Origin of the sequence: Arthrobacter sp. efr-133-TYG-120 (assembly GCF_030209785.1) — a bacterium.
Lineage (GTDB): Bacteria > Actinomycetota > Actinomycetes > Actinomycetales > Micrococcaceae > Arthrobacter.
Genome location: NZ_JARVRI010000037.1, coordinates 41,264 through 59,423, shown reverse-complemented (window position 1 = coordinate 59,423; position 18,160 = coordinate 41,264). Strand labels below are relative to the sequence as shown.

The following is an 18,160-nucleotide window of genomic DNA, read 5'->3' as shown; positions in this document are numbered from 1 at the left end:
GTCGCGGTGCTTGTGTTCCGGCCTTGCCGGAACCGGGGCTCTGCCGCTGCCCTTCAACATCATATGTTGAGTGGCAACAGATTCCCGCCTTATCGGCCCGGAGCGGCTTTGACAGACTATTACTTCGCTGGCTTATTAGCACGTGAAACTGCATCGTGCGCGAAGGTACACTGCTCGTGACGAATTCCTGTGTGACTGTCACCACAAAGATTTGTGTTTGGGTATGGAGGTCTTACACACTGTGACCACCGACCGTTACACCCGCAATGATGCAGGAGAAGCATGTTTTCCAAGATTCTGGTGGCTAATCGCGGCGAAATCGCGATCAGGGCCTTCCGCGCTGGCTACGAACTCGGCGCCAAGACCGTAGCGGTCTTCCCGTATGAGGATCGCAATTCGATCCACCGGCAGAAGGCTGATGAAGCTTATCTGATTGGCCAGGAAGGCCATCCGGTCCGCGCGTACCTTGACGTGGACGAGATTGTCCGTGTCGCCAAGGAAGCGGGTGCAGACGCAATCTACCCGGGCTACGGATTCCTGTCCGAAAACCCGGACCTCGCCCGGGCAGCGCAGGACGCCGGCATCACGTTTGTGGGCCCTCCCGCGGAGGTGCTTGAGCTTGCCGGCAACAAGGTAGCCGCACTCGAGGCCGCCCGCAAAGCCGGTGTGCCCGTCCTGAAGTCCAGCGCACCGTCCCGCGACGTCGACGAACTCATCGCCGCGGCGGACCAGATCGGATTCCCGATCTTTGCCAAGGCCGTCGCTGGTGGCGGTGGCCGCGGCATGCGCCGGGTGGAGACCCGTGAGGACCTTCCGGAGGCCCTCCAGTCGGCCATGCGCGAGGCGGACGCTGCATTCGGCGATCCCACCATGTTCCTCGAGCAGGCAGTTCTGCGTCCCCGCCACATCGAGGTCCAGATCCTGGCCGATGCCGAGGGCAATGTCATGCACCTCTTCGAGCGCGACTGCTCCCTGCAGCGCCGCCACCAGAAAGTCGTGGAAATCGCTCCGGCCCCCAACCTGGACGAGTCCATCCGCCAGGCCCTGTACCGGGATGCTGTGGCTTTCGCGAAGGCCCTGAACTACGTCAACGCCGGAACAGTCGAGTTCCTGGTGGACACCGAGGGCGACCGCGCCGGCCAGCACGTCTTCATCGAGATGAACCCGCGCATCCAGGTTGAGCACACGGTCACCGAGGAAATCACTGACGTGGACCTCGTCCAGGCGCAGATGCGCATCGCCTCGGGGGAGACCCTCGCAGACCTCGGCTTGAGCCAGGAGACGGTATTCATCAAGGGTGCAGCCCTGCAGTGCCGCATCACCACGGAAGATCCCGCCAACGGATTCCGGCCCGACGTCGGAAGGATCACCGGCTACCGTTCCGCGGGCGGCGCCGGCGTCCGTCTCGACGGCGGCACGGTCTACTCGGGTGCCGAAATCAGCCCCCACTTCGACTCGATGCTGGTCAAGCTGACCTGCCGCGGACGCGACTACCCGGCCGCAGTGGCCCGCGCCCGGCGCGGCCTGGCCGAGTTCCGGATCCGTGGCGTGTCCACCAACATCCCCTTCCTCCAGGCCGTCCTGGCCGATCCGGACTTCATTGCCGGCAACGTGGCGACCGACTTCATCGACAAGCGCCCCGAACTGCTGAAGTCCCACGTCTCCGCTGACCGCGGAACCAAGCTCCTGACCTGGCTGGCCGATGTGACGGTCAACAAGCCCAACGGCGAACTCAAGGTCCACTCGGACCCCGCAGCCAAGCTCCCGTCGATTGCCGGGACCGTTGCACCGGCCGGCTCGCGCCAGAGGCTGCAGGAGTTGGGCCCGGAAGGCTTTGCGAAGGCGCTGCGCGAGCAGCAGGCCGTGGCCGTCACGGACACCACCTTCCGCGATGCCCACCAGTCGCTCCTCGCAACCCGTGTCCGTACCCGCGACTTGGTCGCGGCCGGTCCCGCGGTCTCCGCCCTTCTGCCCGAACTGCTCTCGGTCGAAGCCTGGGGTGGTGCCACCTACGACGTCGCCCTGCGCTTCCTCGGCGAGGATCCTTGGGACCGGTTGGCCGCCCTGCGCAAGGCCCTCCCGAATGTCTGCCTTCAGATGCTGCTCCGTGGCCGCAACACGGTCGGGTACACGCCCTACCCCGAGGAAGTCACCGAGGCGTTCGTCAACGAGGCCGCGGCAACGGGCATCGACATCTTCCGCATCTTCGACGCCCTCAACGACGTCAACCAGATGGCTCCGGCCATCCGCGCGGTGCGGGCCACCGGCACAGCAGTAGCGGAGGTTGCACTCTGCTACACCGGCGATCTCCTCGACCCGAACGAGAACCTGTACACCCTCGACTACTACCTGGACCTCGCCCAGAAGATCGTCGACGCCGGTGCGCACATCCTCGCCATCAAGGACATGGCCGGACTGCTCCGCCCGGCGGCCGCAGCCAAGCTTGTCAGCGCCTTGCGTGAACGCTTCGATCTTCCGGTCCACCTGCACACGCACGACACCGCAGGCGGCCAATTGGCCACCTTGTTGGCTGCCGTGGAAGCCGGCGTGGACGCCGTCGATGTCGCATCAGCCTCCCTGGCCGGTACGACGAGCCAGCCGTCGGCGTCGGCGCTTGTGGCTGCCCTGGCACATACCCCGCGCGACACCGGGCTCAGCCTGGCCAGTGTCAGCTCCCTGGAGCCCTACTGGGAAGCGGTCCGCAGGGTCTACGCGCCGTTCGAGTCCGGGCTTCCCGGTCCCACCGGCCGGGTGTACCAGCACGAAATCCCGGGCGGCCAGCTGTCCAACCTGCGCCAGCAGGCCATCGCGCTGGGCCTTGGCGAGCGTTTCGAGGCCATTGAGGACATGTACACCGCCGCGGACCGCATTTTGGGCCGCTTGGTCAAGGTGACGCCGTCGTCCAAGGTCGTCGGCGATCTCGCGCTGCACCTCGTGGGAATCCACGCCGATCCTGCGGACTTCAACGAAAACCCGCAGAACTACGACATCCCGGACTCCGTCATCGGCTTCCTGTCGGGCGAATTGGGAGATCCTCCCGGAGGATGGCCGGAGCCGTTCCGCACCAAGGCGCTCCAGGGCCGCAGCATCAAGGTCCGCGACGTCGAGCTGAGCGCCGAGGACAGTGCTGCGCTCAAGGGCGATTCCAAGTCCCGCCAGCGGACCCTGAACCGGCTGCTGTTCGAGGGGCCCACCAAGGACTACCTCAAGAGCGTGGACACCTACGGCAATTTGTCGGTGCTTGATACCCGCGACTACCTGTACGGTCTCCAGCTCGGTGCCGAACACGTCATGGAGCTCGAAAAAGGCGTGCGCCTGATCGCCTCCCTGGAAGCAGTCTCAGAGCCCGACGAAAAGGGCATGCGCACCGTCATGTGCAAGCTCAACGGCCAGTCACGCCCGGTGGTGGTTCGCGACAAGTCCGTTGTCAGCAACGTGAAGGCCGCGGAGAAAGCGGATGCGTCCCAGCCCGGCCAGGTAGCAGCGCCGTTCGCCGGTGCCGTGACCCTGACCGTCAAAGCAGGCGACGCCGTCAAGGCCGGCGACACGGTCGCCACCATTGAGGCGATGAAGATGGAGGCATCCATCACGACGCCGGTAGCCGGCACGGTCTCGCGCCTCGCCATCAACAACGTGGAGCAGGTCCAGGGCGGCGATCTGCTGATCGTGGTCGAGTAGCAGCCCGCTCCTCCGCGGAGCACGCAACAAAGGAAGGTCCCGGGCTGTCAAGCCCGGGACCTTCCTTTGTTGCTTTGACCGATGCGTCGGGGTGCGGCCGGTCAGGACGCCTTGGGCGCCGAGTACATTTCCTCGATCACGGCGTCGAAGTCTTTCATGACCTGGGCGCGCTTGACCTTCAACGACGGCGTGAGGTGGCCTGAGGCCTCGGTGAAGTCGGACGGAACGATCCGGAACGACTTGATTGCTTCCGCATGCGAGACGGACTGGTTCGCGTGGCTGATCAGTTCCTGGACCGCTGCCCGGACGAGGGCGTTGTCCGCGGCAGCCGTCGTCGTAGTTGACGCGGGAAGGCCGTGGCGCTCCAGCCAGCCCGGCAGCGCTTCCTCGTCGAGGGTGACCAGCGCGCCGATAAAGGGCCGGTTGTCGCCGATGACAAGGACTTGGGACACCAGCGCGTCAGCACGGATCTGGTCCTCCAGCAGGGCCGGTACGACGTTCTTGCCGCTCGCTGTGACGATGATTTCCTTCTTGCGGCCTGTGATCTTCAGGAAACCCTGTTCGTCCAGTTCGCCGATGTCACCCGTGCGGAACCACCCGTCCACGAAGGTTTCCGCGGCGAGGTCATCCCGCTTGAAGTAGCCCTTCATGACGCAGACGCCCTTGGCGAGGATTTCGCCGTCGTCGGCAATCCTGACCGCGTTGCCGGGGAGCGGGGCCCCCACGGTGCCGATCTTGATCAAGGACGGAGTGTTGACTGAAATGGGTGCAGTGGTCTCTGTCAGGCCGTAACCCTCGAGGATCTGCAGTCCGATACCGTGGAAGAAATGGCCCAACCGTTCGCCGAGCGGGCCGCCACCGGAGACGGCATGGCTGACGTGGCCGCCCATGGCGGCGCGAAGCTTCCCGTACACCAAACGGTCGAAGACGGCGTGCTTGAGCCTCAGCACCAAGCCAAGGGATCCCTCCTGCTGCGCCTTGGAGTAGGCGATCGCCGTGTCCACTGCCTTGTGGAAGATGGCGCCCTTGCCGCCGTCCTCTGCCTTGGTGAGGGCAGAGTTGAAGACCTTCTCGAACACGCGGGGAACTGCCAGGATGAAGGACGGCTGGAAGCTCTGCAGGTCAGCCAGCAGGTTCTTGATATCCGGCGTGTGCGCCACCTGGGCACCGGCGGCGACGGCAAGGACCGAGATGAAGCGGGCAAAGACGTGGGCGAGCGGGAGGAACATGATGGTCTTGGCGTTCTCGTTGACGACGTCGCCGAGGGAGGCCAAGGCGTTCTCCGAGAGTTCCACGAAGTTGCCGTGCGTGAGTTCGCAACCCTTGGGGCGGCCCGTGGTGCCGGAGGTGTAGATGATCGTGGCGACATCGGCCAGCACGGCGCTGCTGCGGCGCGCCTCGAGTTCCTCGTCGCTGACGCCGCTGCCGGCACTGCGGAGCGCGTCAAGTCCTCCGCCTTCGAGCTGCCAGACATGGGCGACAGAGCTGAGGCCTTCGGCCGTGACGGCCTGGCGGATGACGTCCTCGTGGTGCGCGGATTCGGCGAATGCGGCGACAGCGCCGGAGTCGCCGAGGTTCCAGGCCACTTGCGACGGCGACGAGGTTTCATAGATCGGCACGGAAATGCCGCCCGCAAACCAGATGGCGAAGTCCACGAGGGACCATTCATAACGGGTCCTGGACATGATGCCCACGCGGTCGCCCACACCGACGCCCTTGGCGATCAAGCCTTTGGCCAGGGCCGATACATCCTTGAGGAAGTCGGTTGCCCGGATGTCCTGCCATTGGCCGGCGCTGTTGAGCTTGGCAAACAAGGCCGGGTTTGATGGTACGGCGGCCTGACGAACCACGAGGTCCGTGATGTTGGTTTCGGGGGCAACATTCACCAGGGGCGGAACACTGAATTCACGCACGATAGCTCCTTCGATATCAACAGACCATTACGGGGCTGCTCTAACTCTATATGGCCAAGTAATGGGTGTGTCGCAATTCACCTTACTCAAGTTACTGATGAGTAACTTTACGTGAAGCGTGGGATTCCGCCAATGCAGGCGTATGGGCGTTCCGTCCGTACCGCCGACATGTCAGTACATATGCGGCGCTCGGAATAGGATGGCGACATGCCACTGAATTCATCCAACGAACAGGTCCCGGCAAGAGTTCGGAAGATTTCCTGGTCCGGTTCGGCCGCAACCGGCCGGCGCCCCGGCTCCACGCACGGCGGCCTGCGCTGGGAGTCCGTGCCGTGGGCCGCGCGCCGTTCCCATCTCGGCCGGAGGGGACTGGCGATCGGGATCGACATCGGCGGCACAAAGGTGGCAGCGGGAGTCGTGGATCCTTCGGGCCGGGTGATCGAGGAAGCGCGGCGCTCCACGCCCGGCAATGACGCCCGGGCAGTAGAGCAGGTGATCGTCGAGCTTGTCCAGGAATTGGGGAGAAGCCACCGGATTGCCTCCGTGGGGATCGGCGCCGCCGGTTGGATGGATCTCGACGGCGGCACGGTGCTGTTTAGCCCGCATCTCGCCTGGCGTAACGAGCCGCTGCGCGAAAACCTTCAGAGCCTGCTGAGGCGCCCGGTACTTGTCACCAACGACGCCGATGCTGCCGCCTGGGCTGAATGGCGCTTTGGGGCCGGTCTTGGGGAGAGCCGCCTCGTCTGCATCACGCTCGGCACCGGCATCGGTGGCGCCATGGTCATGGACGGCCGAGTGGAACGTGGGCGATTCGGTGTGGCGGGGGAGTTCGGCCACCAGATCGTGGTTCCCGGCGGGCATCGCTGCGAGTGCGGCAACCGCGGATGCTGGGAGCAATATGCCTCCGGTAACGCGCTCGGCAGGGAAGCCCGGGAGCTTGCCCTCCGGAATTCACCGGTTGCCTACGAATTGCTCAAGGCTGCCGGAGGCTCCGCCGAGAACATCACGGGGGTTACCGTGACGGAGCGGGCAAAAGCCGGAGACTCCGCTTCGAGGGAGCTCCTGGAAGAAGTGGGGCATTGGCTGGGGCTCGGCCTGGCGAACCTGGCGGCTGCGCTCGACCCAGGGACGTTCGTCATTGGCGGTGGGCTGTGCGATGCCGGGGAGCTTCTTGTGGGCCCGGCACGGACAGCATTCGCCCGGAACCTCACCGGCCGCGGTTTCCGTCCCGCGGCTGCGATCAAGCTTGCCGCATTGGGACCGCGGGCCGGGATGATCGGCGCTGCCGACCTGTCCCGGGTCAGCGGCAGGGCACACGGCTAGTACGGGATCAGCCGCGAGGGGATGCGCGGTGCGGCAGTCCCCTTAGACGCGGGCGCCGTCGTCGTTCTCGTCTTTTTCCTGCGGCAGCTTCATGATGAGGTACACCACGGAGGCCAGGAAGATCGCCAGGATGCCCATCACGGCAAGGAGCGGCGCCGAGCGCCAGAACATCGCGGTGAACAGCAGGGCAAGCGGGCCGCCCACGGCTCCGATCCACGCGAGCATGGTCAGCGGTTCGGTACCGGCGAGGCTCGGCGGGTCCTCCGGGACGAAGCCGTTCCCGTCCTCGACCTCGTAGTCGCGCGGACCGGGCTCCCCGCTGCCCGCGGGTTCTTCCGCAGCGCCCCTTTTGGACAATCCAAGCGGGTCGAAGTCTTGGAAGGAACGGGACGAGGAGCGGCCCGGAACCTCCTCCGGACCTGGACCCGGATCCGTTCCGGAATCGCTGCCAGTCTCCTCGGCGGTGGGCGCCTCGTCCAGGGCGGAGGAAGGCATCGACTCAAGCCTGGCTACCAAATCGAGCCAGACGGCGTCGTCGTCCTTGTTGGCACTCTGGTCGGGGGAATCGGGCCCTGGCCTATTCATGGGGTGAATCCCGGAGCTCGGTGCCGGACGGTGTGGCCCGGGCGGAACTGCTTGTCAGCCCTGCCATGGTTTTCCTGATGAACTCGGCCGAGCCCCGGAAAATCTCCAGGGCGTCGTTGTCCAGCGTGGCCACGTGGTAGCTGTTCTCCAAGGTGCTGAACTCCATCGAAGCCGTGACCCGCTCCTTCAACTGCTTGATGCTCCGTTCCGAAACCACGTGGTCCACGGAGGAACGGAACACGCGCACCGGCGCGGAAATCCGGGGGAGCAGGCTAATGGTGTCCTTGTACATCTTTTTCAATTCATGGGCGGCTGCGACCGGCGTCCTGGGGTATGCACCCTCGTCCATGCCGGGTTTGAGGATGTCGTTGGCAATGGCCGGGGTGGACTTCATGACGTGCTTGAGGATGCCGACCACGGCTGCGCGCGGATCATCGATCACCAGCCCCGGATTGACGACGACGGTACCGGCGACCGGCCGCGTAGCCGCGATCCGCAGAGCCAATGTCCCACCCATCGACAAGCCGGCGGCGAACACGAAATCGCACTCGGCCTGGAGCTCGAGGTACGCCGCATCTACCGCATGGTGCCACTCCTGCCAGTGCCGGGTGGCCATATCCTGCCACGTGGTCCCATGGCCCGGAAGCAGAGGGAGGCGGACGGCGTAGCCTTCGGCGGCCAGATACTCGGCCCAAGGGCGCATGCTGTGCGGGCTGCCCGTGAAGCCGTGGCTCATCACGACGCCGATGCTGGGTCCACTACCGGTGAAGTCGCTGGCATACGGCGAGGGATCGGGGAGAGTGTTCATGATGACTCCGAGGCTACTCTGTTGGCGGCACTGCTTTCCGTGATGAGTCCATCGTGTCACTGTTCGGGACATTTCTCACTGGAGTAGGGTGGCTTCTGAATGCGGGCCGGGACCGTCCGGACGCCTTGCAGACGCCGCCCCGGAGAGGAACCAAAGTGTTCTATTGGGTCATGAAACGGATCTTTTTGGGTCCGCTTCTCACATTGCTGTTCCGCCCCTGGGTCAAGGGCCTCGACAACGTTCCGCAGGACGGCGCAGCGATTCTCGCTTCCAACCATTTGTCCTTTTCGGACTCGATCTTCATGCCGGTGATCGTGCCCCGGCGCGTCAGTTTCCTTGCCAAGTCCGAGTACTTCACGGGTACGGGGCTCAAAGGCAGGCTTACGGCGATGTTCTTCAGGCTCACCAACCAGTTGCCAATGGACCGATCGGGCGGGGCCGCGTCCGAGTTGTCCTTGCAGGCCGGCAGGGACGTCCTGGCCGACGGTGGCCTGCTGGGTATCTACCCGGAAGGCACCCGCAGCCCCGATGCGAGGCTCTACCGGGGCAAAGTGGGGGTCGCCAAACTTGCGCTCCAAACCCGCGTGCCTGTTGTTCCCGTGGCGATGATCGGCACGGAAAAGGTGCAACCCATCGGCAAGCGTTTGCCCAACATCCGCAGGATAGGGATCATTTTCGGGCAACCATTGGACTTCAGCCAGTATTACGGCCAAGAGGAAGACCATTCCGTTCAGCGCGCCGTGACCGACCAAATCATGTACGAACTCATGCGGCTCTCGGGGCAGGAATACGTGGACGAATATGCCGCCGTCGTCAAGCAGCGGCTGGCCGGGCAGCTTCCGGAGCCCGCGAACGGAAGCGAAGCGAATCCGGCCGACGGCGGGCAAGAAAGCGGCCGTCCGCCCGGCAACGGTTCAGGGCCTGACGGTGACGGCAGCGCAGTGACCGGGAAAGTGTGACGGACGCCGAATAAGGGTTACGGAAGCCGTGCCCCGAACAGCGGGCAAGGCAACTAGTCTTGGAGAGTGACTGAGCTATCCGCGAACCCCGCATCGTCCGTGACCGGCCCCCTGACCAGTTCCCTGGGCAGCCCGCTGACCAGCACCGCGCAAAGCGGCGCGGCAAACTATCCCGGCTTGGACGATTGGCGCCAGCTGCCGATCTCGCAGCAACCCACCTGGACCGACCGGGGCGTCTTCGACGCCTCCGTCAAGGAACTCTCCGTGCTTCCGCCGCTGGTTTTCGCGGGCGAAGTCGACATTTTGCGCGAGCGTCTGGCCGCGGCAGCCCAAGGCAAGGCATTCCTGCTTCAGGGCGGCGACTGCGCCGAGACTTTCGAGGACGCCACAGCTGACAAGATCAGCGCCCGGGTCCGCACCATCCTGCAGATGGCCGTTGTCCTTACCTATGGCGCGGCGATGCCCGTCATCAAGATGGGCCGCATGGCCGGCCAGTTCGCCAAGCCCCGCTCGTCGAACGAGGAAACCCGCGACGGCGTGACCTTGCCTGCGTACCGCGGCGACATCGTCAACGGCTACGATTTCACCCCGGAGTCCCGCGCCCACGACGCCAGTCGCATGCTGAAGGCCTACCACACCTCGGCTTCCACACTGAACCTCATCCGCGCCTTCACGCAGGGCGGCTTCGCTGATCTTCGCCTGGTGCACCTGTGGAACAAAGGCTTCACAGAAAACCCCGCCCACGCCCGCTACGAGTCCTTGGCGCGTGACATCGACCGTGCGATCAAGTTCATGGCGTCCTGCGGCGCCGATTTCGAAGCACTCAAGCGCGTGGAATTCTTCGCGAGCCACGAGGCATTGCTGCTGGACTACGAGCGTGCCCTGACGCGCATCGACTCCCGCACGGGACTTCCCTACGACACCTCCGGACACTTCCTCTGGATCGGTGAACGCACCCGTGAGCTCGACCATGCGCATGTGGACTTCCTGTCCCGCGTGCGCAATCCGATCGGCGTCAAGCTCGGTCCCGGGACTTCCGGAGACGACGCGTTGCGGCTCATTGACAAGCTGGACCCGAACCGCGAGCCTGGCCGCCTCACCTTCATCACGCGGATGGGTTCCAAGAACATCCGCGAGAAGCTGCCCGCCGTCGTCGAGAAGGTCACTGCCTCCGGCGCCCAGGTTCTCTGGGTCACGGATCCCATGCACGGGAACACTGTCACCTCGCCCAACGGGTACAAGACCCGCAACTTCGACGACGTCGTGGACGAAGTCCGCGGGTTCTTCGAAGTCCACCACGCCCTGGGCACGGTACCCGGTGGCCTGCACATGGAAATGACGGGCGACGACGTCGCCGAATGCCTTGGCGGCGCCGATCCCATTGACCAGGACGCCTTCCTGGACCGCTACGAGTCAGTGTGCGATCCCCGCCTGAACCACATGCAGTCCCTCGAGATGGCATTCCTCGTGGCTGGAGCCCTCACCAAGCGGTAGGCCCCACCAAGCGGTGGTCAAACAGCGGCCCCAATACAGCAAAGGCGATCCGGAACGGTTCCGGATCGCCTTTCCTGTATGCGGGGCCCTATACGACGGTCAAGGTGACCACGGAGCCCTCCGGTGCATCGCTGTCCACGGGGTTCTGGTCCCGGACAGTGCCGAAGAAGCCGCCCAGGATGTTGTTGATCTTGACCTCGAATCCGAGGGACTCCAAGGCTTTGCGGGCGGCATCGGCCTGCTTGCCAATGAAGTTCGGGACGTGCACCATCTTCGGACCCTTGGACAGGGTCAGGGTGACGGAGTCGCCGCGGATCAGGGTTCCGTTGGCAGGGGCCTGGCTGACCACGGCCCCCGCGGGGACCTTCTTGTCGTTGACGGGTTCCGGCGCAATTTTGGCGGTCAATCCGGCGTCGCTGATCGCTTTGACGGCGGCTTGCTGGGTCATGCCCCGGACATCCGGTACAGGGAGGGGCTGCGGTCCCTTGGAAACCACCAGTGCCACCGGAGTGCCGTGGCGGACTGCGGTGTCCTGGGCCGGGGACTGGGAGATGACGGTGCCCGAAGTCACTTTGTCGTCATACTGCTCGGTGACTTTGCCGAGCGTCATCCCCGCCACGCCAAGGGCATTCTTTGCCTGGTCGAGTGTCAGGCCGGTCATCGCGGCAAGCGGAAACAACTGTGGACCCTTCGAGACGAAGAGCGACACCGCTTGGAACTTCCTGACTACCTGGCCGGACGCGGGTTCCGTTCCAACCGCCAACCCTGCAGTGACGTCGTCGTCGAACACGTCTTTTGGCTCGGACTGGAAGCCCGCGGTTCTTAGGAGCTGTTGTGCCTCGGCAACGGTCTTGTTCTTGGTGTCCGGTATGGTTCCGGGCGAGCCGGGCCCCATGCCGAAGAACCAGCCCGCCGCTGTGGCCAGGATCGCCAGGACAATCACGACAATTGTCCAGATCACAGCCCGGCGGCGCGGGTTGCCTTCCCGCAAAGAGCGCGACGGCGTAGCCGCCGCCCGGGCGCGGTCCTTTTCTTCCTGGCGCTCCATGCGCTTGATGTCGCGTTTGCTGGGCGGGGCTTCCGCCGGATCCAGGGGTTCGCGGTCCTGTGGCACTTGGATGTCGAAAGCCGGGGCGCCAGCAGAGAATCCCGACGGCGGAAGCACCGTGGTGGGATTGCGCTGGCTTGAGATAATCTCCGTCGGGCGGCCTATCCGTTCCAGGGGCTCCGTACGTTCGGCAGGGAAAGGGGCGACTACCGCGGTTGCCCCGGCCGCGTCTTGTTGTCCTTCAGGCGTTGCCGCCTTTGCGGCCGGCGGGTTGAGATCCAGTTGCGCGTCGCTCAAGGTTGTGCGGATGTGCCGCAGTTCAGACAAGAGCGCCGAACCGTCCACAGGACGCTCTTCAGGATCCTTCGCGGTGCACCACTGGACGAGTTCGTCCACGTCCGCGGCAAGGCCGGGGACTGCGAGCGACGGCGGGGCGACGGCCGCGTTGACGTGCTGGTAGGCAACCTGGATGGGGACGTCGCCGGCATAAGGTTGCCCGCCGGTAAGCATCTCGTAAAGCATGATGCCGGTGGAGTAGATGTCGCTCCGGGCATCGGCGGCTTTGCCGAGGACGAGCTCGGGAGCCAGATATGCGACCGTGCCGATCAGGGCGCCGGTGCTGGTTGTCGCCGTGACGGCCCGGGCCAGGCCGAAGTCGCCCACCTTGATGCGGCCGTCGTCGGCGATCAGGACGTTCTCGGGTTTCACGTCGCGGTGGATCAGCCCTGCCGCGTGGGCGGCCGCGAGCCCTTCGATGACGGGGTCGATCAGTGCAAAGGCAAGCCTAGGCGGAAGCGCTGCCTTCTCGTTGAGGACGTCGCGCAGAGTATGGCCTTTGATGTACTCCATGACGATGTATGCAATGTGGCCGTCCTGTCCCTGGTCGAGGACGCCTACGACGTGGGGGTGGGAAAGGCTCGCTGCGGCCCTTGCCTCACGCTGCAAACGGTCGAGGAAGTTTTGGTCATTGGCTAGGTGCGGATGCAGCACTTTGAGCGCCACGTCGCGGTCGAGCCGTTCGTCGGTGGCGAGATAGACGGTTGACATTCCGCCGTTCGCGAGGCGCGATCGCACCAGATAGCGCCCGTCCACGAGGGATCCGAGGAGTTGGTCCGAAACTTGTTCCTGCACCCTACGATCCTAGTTGAGCAAAAACACGGGCCCGAATCGACATGCGATCCGGGCCCGTGTTGTGCGCCGCGGTTTAGCTGAAGTTCTTCTTGAGGGCCAGGATCGAGGCGACGTAGGCCTTGGTGTCGTCGTACATGCCGTGCTTGCTCACCGAGTACTGGCCCTGGTAGTAGCCTGCGATGGCCGTATTCAGATCCTTGCTCGTGTTGACGAGCGCCCGGATGATGGCGACGCCGGCGGTCACGTTGTCATACGGGTCGAGGATGTTGAGCTTGCGTCCCACCAATTGGGAAGCCCATTCACCCGAGGAGGGGATCACTTGCATCGTGCCGATGGCGTTGGCGGGGGAGACCGCACGCTGGTTGAAGCCGGATTCCTGGAAGGCGAACGCCATGGCCAAGGACGGGTCCACCCCCATCCGACGCGCAGTATCGGCGACGATCCCCTTCATCTGGGCGGTGCTGGGGACCGGGGACGCATTGAGCAGGGCCTTGTTCGCGTTGGCTGAACTGACCACTGCCTCGGGGTAGGTGTAGCCCAGGAATGTGCTCGGAACCAAGGGGGCGCTGACCGGAGCAGGGGCCGGAGCCGAGGCCGCAGGAGCGCCCGGGATGGCGAGCTTCTGCCCGGGATAAATGATGGTGCTCATGGACAGCTTGTTGGCCGAGAGAAGAGACGACAGGGACACCCCAAGGCGGGACGCGATACCGCCCAAAGTGTCACCTGACTTGATGGTGTACGAGCCGGTGTTGGCAAGTGCCGGCGCTGCCGGAGCCGCCGGAGCGGAAGCGGGGACCAGTGCGGCCGGAGCCGGTGTGGCGGGAGCTGGTGCGTTCGTTCCGGGGCCGACCTTGATCTTCTGTCCCGGGTAGATGATGGACCGGCCGTTGAGGCCGTTCCAAGTGAAGACGTCGGACAATGCCACGCCGTGGCGGGCGGCAATGCCGCCCAGGGTGTCACCGGGCACCACTGTGTAGCTGGCAGTCGACGACGACGCCGGGCCGGATGCCGGGCTGGGTGCGGGTGCCGGCGCACTTGGAGCCGGTGCCGAACCGGTCAACTTGATCTGCTGTCCCGGGTAGATGATGGTGTTGCCCGAGAGGCCGTTGAGCTGCAGGACAGTGTTGGTGTTCAGCCCGTAGCGGGCAGCGATGCCGCTGATGGTATCGCCCCGGACGATGGTGTAGGTGGCCGGAGCCGCCGGTGCCATGGGCTGCATGGCAGCCGGGATGGTTGCGGCAACCGCGGAGGCAGGGATGACGTTTGCGGACACTGCCGCTGCCTGGGCCCGCATGGCCGCGGTCAGCGATGCGGGAATCTTCTGGCTTTGTACCGCCGGAAGCGCTGTTGCCGGCTGGGCGAGTGCCAAGGAAGAGAGCATGACGGCGGGCAGCGCCGCTGTGGTGGCCGCAATTATGGGCATGCTCGTTGTCTTCTTGTGCGAGCTGGGCGTCGTCATGGGAGCAATCCTCATCTCAGCAGCGGCTGTTGGGAATGCCGCTGTTGCCAGTGTTACTAAAGTTAGTAGTGATGCAAATGTGATCAATGTGAATCTCTCACATTTTTCGATTCCGCACAAGAAATCCCTGCGCATTCGATTCTTGGGCAATTCCGGGCACAAATTCCGCCCGTACCGCCCCTCCGGCTAGGCGCAAAGCGCGAGGGCGTGGCAATCTTGATCCGTGAGTAATGTAGAAAGCCTCGTTTCCGAATGGCTGCCGCTGCCCGATGTGGCAGAGCTGCTGAACGTTTCAATCACCAAGGTCCACGGTCTTCTGGATGAGCGTGCAGTGGTGGCTGTGAGAGTGGGCGAACGCAACATCCGTTCGATTCCTGCCCTCTTTATCCAGGACGGTCATGTGGTGGATAGCCTGAAGGGCACCATCGCAGTGCTTGGCGATGCCGGGTACACGGATGAGGAGCTCATCGTGTGGCTTTTCACTCCGGACGAGTCGCTGCGTGGCCGTCCTGTCGACGCGCTCCGCGAAGGGCGCAAAACTGAAATCCGACGCAGGGCTCAGTCGCTTGCCTGGTAAGGGACGCCTGCCTTAAATACAGTGGTGCCGATCAGCAAGCTGATCGGCACCACTGTATTTAAGGCAGGTATTTAGACTGCCCTTAACGCGGAATTATGAAAGAGTTCACGCGGCCCGGCTGACGGCGGCTTCGGCCAACTGCCTGAGCGCGGTGAGGGGGAGGTCCGCCAGGGGGAGGCGTTCCAAGGCCTCGAAAGCTTCGTTGCTGAGTTCCTCGATCATCGCCTCCGTGGCTTCGAGCGCGCCGCAATCCACAATGATCCGCCTGATTTCGGCGACCTCGGCCTCTCCAAGGTCCTGCCTTCCGAGCATCGTATCGATGTAGCTCGAATCATCCGCAGCGGCCTGATTGATGGCGAATCCCACCAGGACCGTCCGTTTGCCTTCGCGGAGGTCGTCTCCCGCGGGCTTCCCCGTAGTCCCGGGATCCCCGAACACTCCCAAGACGTCGTCGCGGAGCTGGAATGCTTCACCAAGGGGCAACGCGAAAGCGGAATATCCTTGCAGGAGCTCTTCGCTGGCACCGGCCAAGGCGCCCCCAAGGGCCAAGGGGTGTTCCGTTGAGTACTTCGCCGACTTGAAACGGATGATGGACTGGGCGCGATCGACGGCACCCGCGCGGTCCCGCACCGGACCCGCGACTTCCTCGAGGATGTCCAGGTATTGGCCGGCCATGACCTCGGCGCGCATCAGGTTGAAGATCCGCCGCGCAGCCGTGCCGGAAGCGGCCCTGCTGCCGATCTCCGTGAACGCCTCCTCGCTGAACGACAAGCAGAGGTCTCCGGTGAGAATCGCGGCCGCGTGTCCGAATCGTTCGCTGTCCAGGGCCCAGCCCTCGCCCTCATGGAGCTGGCTGAACCGCTTGTGCACACTCGGACCGCCGCGACGTGTATCAGAGCGGTCGATGATGTCATCGTGAATCAGGGCAGCGGCCTGGAAGAGTTCCAAAGCGCAGCCGGCCGTGATGATGTCGGGATGTGCGGACTCACCTCCGGCACCCCGCCACCCCCAGTAGCACATCAACGCCCGGAGCCGTTTGCCACCGGTCACAAGGCTCGTGATTGAACCCATGAGGGGAGCGACATCCGGGGAGATGGTGGCCATCGTTTCTTGTTGCACCCCAAGGAAACCGTTGAGTTTGGCGGCGACATCGGCCACAAAACGGCTCTGCTCCGAACCCAGGCTCTCCGCGGTCACTTGATTGACCCGGCGGCCACGTTGGCACCGATGGTGAACGTGGATTTGCCCGCGGTTTCCACCACCGAGATATTCACTGTTTCATTGTCGCCACGCAGGAAATCCTTTGATTTGATACTTCCCACGGTGCTTCCGGGGACTTCCTTGAAGCCTTGCGCCGTGAGCGCGGAGGTATAAAAGGCCACAACTGCGTCAGACGGGGACGCAATGGTGCCGACCAAGGCCACCGACGCCGGCGAGGAGTTCTTGTCGAAGCTGCTGGATTCCACAGCCGCCTTGGGCATCAAGGGAATCAGTTGCTGCGGGAATCCCGGGACCAGGGAGCCGACTGCCGCCGAAGCTCCTGAGGCAGCCGTGGACGCGGTGGCCTGTGCCGGACTTGCCGAGGCAGTGGCCGCCCCGGACGATGTTGGCGCCGCCCCTTGGGATGCCGTGCCTGCCGGGGACGACCCGCAAGCCGAGATGGTCAACGCGACGCCCGTGGCCAACAAGGCCAAGCTGACGGGTTGAGGCTTTCCAAAGAGCTTCACAGGGATTTCCTCCTGGGGACGACGCCGGATGCTGCCTCCAGTTTAGGGCGCCGGATGCGGCCACCAGTAACCAGTGCCGCGGCATAGGATTTCCTTGTGAGACCACAAGCAGAGAACAACGGGCGGGGCCCCGGACAGGAATTCGCCCCGGATCCCGCTGCCCTGCGGGAACTGAGGCGCACCAGCATCCTCCACGTGGACATGGATGCCTTCTTTGTCTCGGTGGAATTGCGCACCCGGCCTGAACTCAAGGGGAAACCCGTCATTGTCGGTTTTCCGGTGGATCGCTCCGTTGTGCTGTCCGCCTCCTACGAAGCGCGCGCGCTCGGTGTGAAGTCTGCCATGCCCATGGCCAACGCGATGCGGATGTGCCCCAACGCGGTCATCATCGAACCCCGCCATAGCCTCTACTACGAGGTGTCCCGGCAATTGATGGGAATATTCGAATCGATAACGGACCTCGTGGAGCCCTTGAGCGTCGACGAGGCGTTCCTGGATGTCGGTGGCGCGATCAGGCGGCTTGGTCCGCCTCTCCAGATCGGCCATCTGATCCGGAGCCGCGTTGCCTCCGAGCTGGGGATCACTGCGTCCGTGGGAATAGCCACCAACAAGTTCGTTGCCAAAATCGCATCTACGCGCTGCAAACCCGACGGACTGCTGCTCATTGAGGAGGGGCAGACCGTAGCCTATTTGCACAGCCTGCCCGTGAACGCCTTGTGGGGAGTCGGGGCCAAGACCGCCGACGTTCTGGCCAGGCTGGGGATCCGTACCGTCGCTGACGTTGCGGCCACGCCGCTTGCTTCCTTGAAAAAGGTCCTGGGAGCTTCGGGCGAGCACGTCCACCGATTGTCGATGGGCTTGGATCCCCGGCCGGTCACGCCTATCCGGCTCGAGAAGAGCATAGGTTCCGAAGAAACGTTCGCTGTCGACACCCCGGATGACGCGCTCCTCCATCGCGAGTTGCTGAGGCTCTCCCACCGGACCGCGTCACGGCTCCGGACAGCCGGAATGCTGGCCCGGACCATCGCGCTGAAGTTGCGCTATGCCGATTTTTCGACAATCAGCCGGAGCAAGACAATGCATACGCCGGTCGATAGCGCCCAGTTGATCTATCAGGTGGCGAGCCAGTTGCTGGAGTCCTTGGGGGAGCGGCCCATGAGTGTGCGCCTTATAGGAGTCCGGGCCGAGCAGCTCGAAGCGGCGGAACACGCCTCGCTGCAGTTAAGCTTCGATCGCAGGGACGACAACTGGCGGGCGGCTGAACAGGCGCTTGACCGTGTCACCGAGCGATTCGGCAGCAAGACTGTCCTTCCGGCGACGCTTTTGGAGCCGCACGCGGAGCCCGACAGGCCGGGTTCTCCCTAGGCTTCGAAGGGCCCACGAGTGCCCTCCGGCGTGTCTTTCAGAACAGCGGCCAACAAACTATCCTAGAGATACACAGATTTAGACCGTCTGGAT

15 protein-coding genes are annotated in these 18,160 nt (G+C 64.2%); 8 read left to right on the top strand and 7 right to left on the bottom strand.

Features of this window, described 5'->3' with window-relative positions:
* Positions 1-282: 282 nt before the first annotated feature.
* The gene (locus QRN51_RS20045) at positions 283-3,678 is read left to right on the top strand and encodes a pyruvate carboxylase (RefSeq protein ID WP_284991594.1); all 3,396 of its coding nucleotides are present in this window, start codon (positions 283-285) and stop codon (positions 3,676-3,678) included.
* 101 nt (positions 3,679-3,779) lie between these two features.
* Here QRN51_RS20045 and QRN51_RS20040 read toward each other — a convergent pair whose 3' ends face one another.
* Complete coding sequence (locus QRN51_RS20040; RefSeq protein WP_284991593.1) at positions 3,780-5,591, bottom strand: AMP-dependent synthetase/ligase; 1,812 nt, start codon at positions 5,589-5,591, stop codon at positions 3,780-3,782.
* Positions 5,592-5,798: 207 nt separating this feature from the next.
* Between QRN51_RS20040 and QRN51_RS20035 the strand changes: the two genes are divergently transcribed.
* A complete protein-coding gene (locus QRN51_RS20035; RefSeq protein WP_284991592.1) occupies positions 5,799-6,914 on the top strand; it encodes an ROK family glucokinase in 1,116 nt (371 codons plus the stop codon).
* Between the two features lie 42 nt (positions 6,915-6,956).
* Here the strand turns inward: QRN51_RS20035 and QRN51_RS20030 are convergent, their stop codons facing one another.
* Together QRN51_RS20030 and QRN51_RS20025 are read right to left on the bottom strand one after the other, a co-directional pair.
* Positions 6,957-7,499 carry a hypothetical protein gene (locus QRN51_RS20030; RefSeq protein ID WP_284991591.1) on the bottom strand — a complete coding sequence of 181 codons (543 nt, stop codon included), beginning with the start codon at positions 7,497-7,499 and terminating at the stop codon, positions 6,957-6,959.
* Entirely contained in the window at positions 7,492-8,307 is an 816-nt protein-coding gene (locus tag QRN51_RS20025) for an alpha/beta hydrolase (RefSeq protein WP_059389158.1), read from the bottom strand. Before QRN51_RS20025 ends, QRN51_RS20030 begins: the two co-directional genes overlap by 8 nt.
* A 155-nt stretch (positions 8,308-8,462) precedes the next feature.
* Here QRN51_RS20025 and QRN51_RS20020 point away from each other — a divergent pair, with 155 nt between their 5' ends.
* Both QRN51_RS20020 and QRN51_RS20015 read left to right on the top strand, forming a co-directional pair.
* The gene (locus tag QRN51_RS20020) at positions 8,463-9,266 is read left to right on the top strand and encodes a lysophospholipid acyltransferase family protein (RefSeq protein WP_284991590.1); all 804 of its coding nucleotides are present in this window, start codon (positions 8,463-8,465) and stop codon (positions 9,264-9,266) included.
* A gap of 66 nt (positions 9,267-9,332) precedes the next feature.
* Positions 9,333-10,760 carry a class II 3-deoxy-7-phosphoheptulonate synthase gene (locus tag QRN51_RS20015; protein WP_370872293.1) on the top strand — a complete coding sequence of 476 codons (1,428 nt, stop codon included), beginning with the start codon at positions 9,333-9,335 and terminating at the stop codon, positions 10,758-10,760.
* Between the two features lie 88 nt (positions 10,761-10,848).
* Here QRN51_RS20015 and pknB read toward each other — a convergent pair whose 3' ends face one another.
* Positions 10,849-12,939, bottom strand: coding sequence for a Stk1 family PASTA domain-containing Ser/Thr kinase (gene pknB, locus QRN51_RS20010; RefSeq protein ID WP_284991589.1), 2,091 nt, complete (start codon positions 12,937-12,939; stop codon positions 10,849-10,851).
* Positions 12,940-13,012: 73 nt separating this feature from the next.
* The gene (locus QRN51_RS20005; protein ID WP_284991588.1) at positions 13,013-14,398 is read right to left on the bottom strand and encodes a lytic transglycosylase domain-containing protein; all 1,386 of its coding nucleotides are present in this window, start codon (positions 14,396-14,398) and stop codon (positions 13,013-13,015) included.
* Between QRN51_RS20005 and QRN51_RS20000 the strand changes: the two genes are divergently transcribed.
* Positions 14,319-14,588 (top strand): hypothetical protein, encoded by a 270-nt coding sequence (locus QRN51_RS20000; RefSeq protein WP_284991628.1) that lies wholly within the window; start codon positions 14,319-14,321, stop codon positions 14,586-14,588. The two genes, QRN51_RS20005 and QRN51_RS20000, sit on opposite strands and share 80 nt — an antisense overlap.
* 33 nt (positions 14,589-14,621) lie before the next feature.
* Positions 14,622-14,975, top strand: a complete 354-nt coding sequence (locus QRN51_RS19995; RefSeq protein WP_059389151.1) for an Rv2175c family DNA-binding protein — start codon at positions 14,622-14,624, stop codon at positions 14,973-14,975.
* 105 nt (positions 14,976-15,080) lie between these two features.
* On the opposite strand, the gene QRN51_RS19990 is transcribed toward QRN51_RS19995, so the two are convergent.
* Positions 15,081-16,172: a polyprenyl synthetase family protein gene (locus QRN51_RS19990; RefSeq protein WP_059389150.1), complete on the bottom strand. Its 1,092-nt coding sequence runs from the start codon at positions 16,170-16,172 to the stop codon at positions 15,081-15,083.
* The gene (locus QRN51_RS23425; protein ID WP_308193892.1) at positions 16,169-16,357 is read right to left on the bottom strand and encodes a hypothetical protein; all 189 of its coding nucleotides are present in this window, start codon (positions 16,355-16,357) and stop codon (positions 16,169-16,171) included. The genes QRN51_RS19990 and QRN51_RS23425 overlap by 4 nt, the downstream gene beginning before the upstream one ends.
* Before the next feature lie 22 nt (positions 16,358-16,379).
* On the opposite strand from QRN51_RS23425, the gene QRN51_RS23420 reads away from it, so the two are divergent.
* On the top strand, positions 16,380-16,682 hold the full coding sequence (locus tag QRN51_RS23420; RefSeq protein ID WP_306963698.1) for a hypothetical protein: 303 nt from the start codon (positions 16,380-16,382) through the stop codon (positions 16,680-16,682).
* A gap of 182 nt (positions 16,683-16,864) precedes the next feature.
* A complete protein-coding gene (gene dinB, locus QRN51_RS19980; RefSeq protein ID WP_253257384.1) occupies positions 16,865-18,067 on the top strand; it encodes a DNA polymerase IV in 1,203 nt (400 codons plus the stop codon).
* Positions 18,068-18,160 lie beyond the last annotated feature (93 nt).

Coding starts and splice junctions, on each gene's coding strand:
- QRN51_RS20045 (WP_284991594.1), top strand. CDS start 283: ATGTTTTCCAAGATTCTGGTGGCTAATCGCGGCGAAATCGCGATCAGG.
- QRN51_RS20035 (WP_284991592.1), top strand. CDS start 5,799: ATGCCACTGAATTCATCCAACGAACAGGTCCCGGCAAGAGTTCGGAAG.
- QRN51_RS20030 (WP_284991591.1), bottom strand. CDS start 7,499: ATGAATAGGCCAGGGCCCGATTCCCCCGACCAGAGTGCCAACAAGGAC.
- QRN51_RS20025 (WP_059389158.1), bottom strand. CDS start 8,307: ATGAACACTCTCCCCGATCCCTCGCCGTATGCCAGCGACTTCACCGGT.
- QRN51_RS20000 (WP_284991628.1), top strand. CDS start 14,319: ATGACGGCGGGCAGCGCCGCTGTGGTGGCCGCAATTATGGGCATGCTC.
- QRN51_RS20005 (WP_284991588.1), bottom strand. CDS start 14,398: ATGACGACGCCCAGCTCGCACAAGAAGACAACGAGCATGCCCATAATT.
- QRN51_RS23420 (WP_306963698.1), top strand. CDS start 16,380: ATGGTGCCGACCAAGGCCACCGACGCCGGCGAGGAGTTCTTGTCGAAG.